Here is a 4,351-nt window from a genome sequence, read left to right as displayed (position 1 = left end):
CCTGCGGCAGCAGGGGCTCTATCCGCTCCCACACCACGTCCGTCAACTCGCCTCGACCTGCCACAAGATCAATTATCAGACAGGCCTTAGGGCGCCGGTTGACGCACGCCACCGACCCGATCGTGGACGAGGCGTTCACCGGCATCGAGCTGGAGCTGGGCATCACGGCCGCACATCGGCTGACCGGCCGCTCCAGAGCCACCCACTACCGCAGGCTGAAACCTCCGTCGGTGCGCAAGCCCAGAAAGGCCACAGCCTCAGCCTGCGCCCCTGATTCCTGAAGAGCTGGCAGTAGTAGTGGAGCTGATGAATAGCCCGGAGTGCGCCGAGCTGCCGCCCGCGCAGATCTGGGCCCGCGAGCTGGACGCTGGCCGCTACCACTGCTCAGTCTCTACGGTGTACCGGATCTTGCGGGAGCGCGGGCAATGCGGTGAGCGACGCCGCCAGGCCACCCAGCCGGGGTTCGACGCCTTCATTTCGTACTACAACCACGAGCGCCGGAATTCGGGCATCGGCTTCCGCACACCCGCCAGCGTGCACTTTGGCACAACCGGGGAAGTCCGCGACCAGCGGGCCGCCACCTTCTCCGAAGCGTACGCCAGGCATCCCAGCGCTTCGGTCGCCGTCCCGGACTGCCCGAGATACCGCAGACGGCCTGGACCAACGACCCGGCCAAGCGCAGGGAACCCGCGCTACAAACCTTATTGCGTCAAGACAGTCCCGCTGGACTTGAAATCGTCGGGCCCGGCGAACCATCGACCCACTAGGTTGAGTCATGACGCACCCGGTCGGGGTGAGTTCGGGTGAAACCGCGGTGGCCCAACCCGTACCGACTGAGGGAGGCGAAGACGCGGTTCAGCCGCAGCCTTTCCGAGTCACAGCACCCGCCATTTATGCGATCGCTCAAAAGGCGGTGTGGTGAAGTGCCATCGCTGCCGTGACCCGTACCTTCCCCTACTAGAGGCATGGTCGAAATGACGCAGCCGCCCACGGGCGGCCGCCACCCCCGCCAAGGGGTTCTACCACCTGGGCCGTACTTCAGGTGACGCCAATCACCAGGCTCACGGCCTCACGTTCACCGCTGCCGAGCGCCAACTCGGAGGCGAAGGCCAGATCGCCGGCGCCAACCGGTCGATCAGGCGAATTTCAGGGTTCTCCCGGACCCAGCACCCACGAAGGGCGCCATTTGCGTGCCCACCTATGAGGAGGCACTGCCATTTTGCAGCACAGATCTGCCAGCTGCCAGTCTCGCCGTGCCGGTGGTGCTGTTGTCGGCATCACCGGTTTCGGTGTGTCTGACCCTCCGGTCAGTCGGCCCGAGAGCCATTCCCCCGCTTCCTGCCGCGGTTGTCGCGGCATGCAAGCTATCGGACGTTCGGCACGCTGCCAGGAAAATGCGACCCAGATCACTCTTTTGGGCGGCTGGATGTGTCACACGAGCGGGGGCTTGCAACCCCTGTATCACTCGTGATCCCCGTCTGCGTCCCGTCTCCACCCATGCCCACCTCCCCCCCTTCTCCGGTCGCGGCCGGCGCGTCGTGCCCACGTGCCGTCGACACAGTGCGGGGAGGCGTTCGGTGAGCGGGAAGGAAGCGGTTGCCACGGTTGCGGTTCCGGCTCAGGGCCAGACCTGCGGCCTCCAAGAGCCAGCGGCCGTCGCGGTGTTGGCGCCGTTGGCACTGACGCCGGTGATGCGCTCGCGGCTGCGGACGGCGGTGCGCGCGCTGCTGGCCGAGCCCGGACTCGCAGAACAGCCGGATGCGGTGCGGCTGGGTGCGGTCGTGTTGATGGCGCGTACTCCGTGGACCAGCGGGCTGGTCGAGATCCGCAAGTCGGAACTGGGCCGCTGGCTGGGGGTATCAGCGGAACGCATGAAAGCGGTGGCGCGTTCGATGCGGGCCAGCGGTGCGGTGCTGAGTCAGACGAAGGAGGGCTCGCACGGCGAACACCAGGCAATGGAGTGCAGGGTGGTTCCGATGTGGGAGGCCCGTGGGGTGGCGGGGCATCCGCTGGCACTGGCCAAGAAGGAGCTGGCGGTGCTGCTGCGCGTCATCGAGGAGCTCTTCGCGCCGGGCTGGGCCCATCGCGACGGCTCGGTCTTTCCGCCCGGTCTGCTGGCAAGGCGTACGGGGCGGGGAGCCGCGACCGACCGGCTGGCGGCCCTGCTGCTGGTGCTGGACGCGAACGAGCGCGGCTGGGTGCGGCTGTGCGGAGGCCGTACAGGTACTGAGGCCGGGCGGCCGGCGGTGACACTGGCGCGAATGCTGGGCTGCACGCCTGCGGGCGCGGCGCAAGTACTGCGACGCCTGGCGGAGGCGGGGGTGGTGAAGCGGCTGCGACGCGGGGCGTCGGGGCTGCGGTCGCGGTCGCGGCTGGTCTTGCCGTCGGTCGCGGCCGCGCACCAGGCTGGCCTGGTGGCTCCGGCGCGCCGGGAGGTCACGCGGAACATCGCAGGGGAGTCGGTCAGCGACCTTGATGCTGCGCCCCCCCTAGGTGAAGCTGCTGTGAGTGAGGAGACTATGCAGGTAAACGAGGTTGTAGAGGCTGATGAGGCCGGGGTCCCAGACCTTGACGCTGCGACCCCCCTTCACGCTTCCCACTCCCTTGTGGCTGGCGTACCGAATGAACTGACCGTGGCTTTCGGCATTTCCGGCGAAGCCGCGATGGGGGTGACCCATCATCGGCCGGAGCGCACGCACGCGCGCAAGGGGTGTGCCGACAACAGCGAGCACCGACAGACCGTCGCCGAATCAGACGTCGGCGAGAACGCAGGCAGCCCGCGTCGCGGGGAGGAGCCCGAATCCAACGTCATCCGGGACACCCAGGAGAAAACGCCTGGCCAGGTCACCCGACCGGGGTGCCGCCTGCCGAGGATTCCTCGGCCGCCGCTGGACCTGGCGAGGGTCCTTGCCCCGGTTGCGTGCTTGTGGGGGCACTTGGATCGCCGATGGGCCCGGAACAGGATCACCGCTGCGGTACGAGTCGAGCTGGGCCGGATCGCGGGCTGGACTGGCCATGACGGCGCGTTCCAGGCGCTAGCCGAGCGACTGGAACGCCGGCTGAAGGCCCAGGGCGGCATCGGTCGGGTCACCGACCCGGTGGGCTGGCTACTCGGAAAAGGCCTGCCGCAGCGTCAGGAGTGCGCCCATGGCGGGTGCGACGACGGCATCCGGATGGACACCGGCACCGAGTGCGTGACCTGCCGCATGCGCCTCGCCGACCGGTGCAGCGTCCGACGAGTCCTGATCCAGGAGGCGACCGCAGGGCTCGCCGCAGGCACTCCCGACGACCAGCGTCGAGCCGTCGTCGACGCGCACCTGCGCCAGCACGCGCTGCGCCGCGCCGCGGAGCAGGTGGCGGCGAGGGAACGGACCGAGCAGCAGGACCGGCACGCCGACATCAGTACTCTGAGCGCGGTGGCCGACAAGCTGACCTACGCTCTGACGCAAGCACTGGAAGCCGACGAGCAGGCCGAGCAGGTCCATGAAACCGTGATGCGCCGTGTCCACGGCCACCCCACTCGAGCGGCTGCTCTCGCTGCGACTGATCAAGCCGCCGGAAACACCCTGACGACGACGCTTCGCTGGTGCTGGAGCGAGGCCCTGACCGACCACGAGCGGGAACGGTTCGGCACGGTGCGGGGCAACACTGGGACCCGGTCCGCAGAGCATGGTCAGGTTGTCCCTGAAGTCCGGCAGTCATTGGACTCCGCTCCGCCGCAGTGCCATCCGCTGATCGGCAACAGCGCCTACCGCGACCTGCGCCGGCAGATGCGCGAGCAGGCACAGATCCGCGAGGCCGCCCGCTGGCACGAGAGGGAGCGGCGTGAACAGCTGCTGCGCACCAGCTACAACAAGCTTCGCGAACCCGAGCCAAAGGTCTTGCCATCGGTGGACGAGCTTGCCCAGGCCGCCGAAGCCCGCATCCGCAGGATGCACGAGTCCCACCGCCAGGCCCTTGCCGCCGCACGAGCCGCGCGGTGCGAAGCCCGCACCGTCTCGCCGTGACTACAACGCCCCTAGCCTCCGCGTTTCGGTTGGGGCTGGCCGAGCTGAGTTGATCTTCCGGGTGGTCGTGATGCGGCTGCTGTGGAAGAGCGGGCATGCCGGGGGCCCGACGCGCAGGTCGGGTGCTCCTGTGGGTCCTCGGGTCGCGGGTGGGCATGGACGGTTTCGTCGGATCAGGTGGCCGGGCGGGGCAGTGTCAGGAGGCGGCTGAACGCGGCGGTCAGCTCGTGGCGCCAAGGCCAGCCGGCGGCGATCCGCAGACGTAGGCGGCGGGCTCCGCGGGTGATCCGGGCTGCGGCATGGAGAAGTCGGTAGCGGAGCTTCTTGGGTTCGGCGGTGGCCAA

The 4,351-nt window shown here is 68.7% G+C and carries 3 protein-coding genes; 2 read left to right on the top strand and 1 reads right to left on the bottom strand.

What is annotated here, in order from left to right:
- Positions 1–122 precede the first annotated feature (122 nt).
- On the top strand, positions 123–281 hold the full coding sequence (locus tag ACWGKU_RS40520; protein ID WP_452181041.1) for a hypothetical protein: 159 nt from the start codon (positions 123–125) through the stop codon (positions 279–281).
- Between the two features lie 1,296 nt (positions 282–1,577).
- Positions 1,578–4,007: a hypothetical protein gene (locus ACWGKU_RS40515; protein WP_401053896.1), complete on the top strand. Its 2,430-nt coding sequence runs from the start codon at positions 1,578–1,580 to the stop codon at positions 4,005–4,007.
- Positions 4,008–4,180: 173 nt separating this feature from the next.
- On the opposite strand, the gene ACWGKU_RS40510 is transcribed toward ACWGKU_RS40515, so the two are convergent.
- The coding region (locus ACWGKU_RS40510) for a transposase (protein ID WP_452181042.1) at positions 4,181–4,351 on the bottom strand (171 nt) is incomplete at its 5' end.

Source organism: Kitasatospora sp. NPDC054768 (assembly GCF_053612025.1).
This window is presented reverse-complemented; position numbering and strand designations above follow the sequence as displayed.